Source organism: Thermomicrobiales bacterium (assembly GCA_041390825.1).
Classification (GTDB): Bacteria; Chloroflexota; Chloroflexia; order Thermomicrobiales; family UBA6265; genus JAMLHN01.
In genome coordinates this window covers 1-2,429 of record JAWKPF010000002.1, presented here as the reverse complement: position 1 = coordinate 2,429, position 2,429 = coordinate 1, and the positions used below count along the sequence as shown (strand labels likewise).

3 protein-coding genes are annotated in these 2,429 nt (G+C 57.3%); all 3 read left to right on the top strand.

The genetic code is table 11. The features are described 5' to 3' along the window. Positions 1-1,265 (top strand): HlyD family type I secretion periplasmic adaptor subunit (locus tag R2855_00025; GenBank protein ID MEZ4529386.1); only part of this gene is annotated, 1,265 nt, incomplete at its 5' end. Positions 1,266-1,417: 152 nt separating this feature from the next. Beyond that, a complete protein-coding gene (locus R2855_00020) occupies positions 1,418-1,852 on the top strand; it encodes a hypothetical protein (protein ID MEZ4529385.1) in 435 nt (144 codons plus the stop codon). A 19-nt stretch (positions 1,853-1,871) separates the two neighbouring features. Continuing rightward, on the top strand, positions 1,872-2,429 hold a 558-nt coding region (locus tag R2855_00015), incomplete at its 3' end, for a hypothetical protein (GenBank protein ID MEZ4529384.1).

The window sequence follows — 2,429 nt, the reverse complement described above, 5'->3', positions numbered from 1 at the left end:
TGGAGCTCCAGGAGCGCCCGCCTTCACCGGCCGGGAGACTGATTCTTTGGACCATTCTGGCGTTCTTCGTGCTGGCGATCACCTGGGCGGGTATCAGCGAGGTCGACGTCGTCTCGGTCGCGCAGGGGCGCATCATCCCGAGTGGACACAGCAAGACCGTGCAGCCGCTCGAGATTGGCACAGTGGCAGCGATCCACGTGATCGATGGACAGGCTGTTGAAGCCGGCGAGGTACTGATCGAGCTCGACCGGAGCAGCGCGCAGGCCGATGTCGACCGCCTGCGCGCCGAGCAAGACACGGTGCAACGCGAGATCCTGCGCTATCGGCAACTTGCAGAATGGCTCCTTTCCGACTCACCGCCGGGCGAACAGCAGCTGCAATCCGTCGATGACAAACTGCTGCGCGGACAGTGGTGGGAATTCAGCGACCGGATCGAAGTGCTTCGGCGCGAGCAGGATCAGCAACACACAGAGCGCCGAAGCGCGCAGCACCAGGTCGCGAAGCTCGAAGCCGTACTGCCGATCGTTGCACGCAAGGCCAGAGATCAGAAGGGTCTGGCGGACAAGCAGCTGTTATCCGAACAGCAATACCTTGAGACCGAACAGGAGCGCCGCGAAATTTTCCACGATCTGCGCACGCAGAAGGGAAGGGTGGATGAGCTTCAGGCCGCCGAGCGGGCTCTGGATGCGCGTATCGCCTACACACGCAGCGAATTTCATCGTCAGGTGCTCGAGGGCCTGGATGAGGCGCAACACCGACAATCCACGATCAGGCAGGAACGGATCAAGGCCGAGACCCGGATCACGGCTCAGACCATCACTGCCCCCGTCAAGGGCGTGGTGCAGCAGCTTGCCGTTCACAGTGTCGGTGCGATCGTCACCCCGGCACAGCAACTGATGGTTATCGTTCCCGGGGGCGGAACGATGGAAGTCGAGGCGGTGCTCGAAAACAAGGATATCGGCTTCGTCGAAGTCGGCCAGCAGGCCGAAATCAAGATTGATACATTTCCGTTTACCAAGTACGGCACCATTGCAGGAGAGGTGGTGGGTCTTTCCAGTGATGCAGTGGCGGATGACAGGATGGGACTGGTTTACAAGATGCGGGTGGCGATGAAACGTTCCAGCGTTGAAGTCAACGGCAAGCACGTCGACCTACAACCGGGGATGGCTGTCGCGGTGGAAGCAAAAACGGGCACTCGTAGAATCATGGAATTCTTCCTGAGCCCGCTGTTGCGTTATGCGAAGGAGAGCGCGCGTGAGCGTTAAGAATTCGGCGTTATATCGGCCATTGGTGCAAACGAGGGAATGGACATCGATGCGGTCTCAAACGGGGGGTAGATGCATCATTGTGCGACAAGAGCGATGAAAATCGTAAAAAACAGCGTTTATCAATGTGTGCAAGATCAGGTGAATAACTTATGGCTTTTGTAAATGAACGAATCAGTGAAGAAGATAGGAAGAAGTTCGGGCTGGACGAAATGGATAAGTGGTTGTCAAACACGGGAAAGGTGCCCAATCGTAGTTGGACGATCGATCATGAACGGGAGATCTATCTGCGGGTGATTAATCGGGGACGAGAGGAGTACAGCCATAAGTCGACCTGGCATTTTTATTGGCGCGGCGAGCTGATGACGGTCTGCCTGGAGACGCTCAGTGCCGGCGGTGAGCCTGGTGGCCATGGCTGGTCGCACTACAAGTTGGTTGATTGCTATTTGAAAGGTTTTTTCGTGTCGGACCATTTGCTGGATCGGCGCGACGAGATCATTGCGGATCTCAGAGACGCGCTGACGGCCTACAAAGGCGGCGGAATCCACTCGACCAGAAAGACCAGCGAGACAACACTCACCATCTAGCCAGGGAAGACATACAAGGATGTACGAAACTTTATCCGATGCGCTGGACGCGCTCTCCAATCTGACCTCCAGCGGGGATCTGCTCAAGTCGGATCTCATAAACCTCATTGGACAGGTCTCAGTGCATGCCGAGGGTGCCGTCACGTTGCTCTATAGCGGCAGTGTGGCGGGTGGCCCGGGCAGCAGCGAAATCATCGATAACATGCTCAATAGCGGCCTGGATATCCGAGTCGTTGATAAGAGTGTGGCAGCTCAGCTTATCAAATCGGAAGATTTCCTCAGGAAGGTCGCCGAGGCATTTGGCATTGACTTCGAAGTATTCGATACCGACGGCTATCGCGGCCCTGCCACAGAATGGCTCGGTCATGAGACCGACGGCCCCTGGGCGGACGTGTCGCGCCGGTTTGCCCAGGCAACAGTCGGAGATGTGCGGGTTGTGGCGCCGGAAGGGGATGTCTCCCGCATCCTGGCACAGACAGAATTGCCGGCTCTGCTCGACAATCCCAGTGTCACGTCAATCGATGGGGTCCCAAGGATTCAACTGATCGAGTACGCAAATCGGCATGGGGACGAAGCC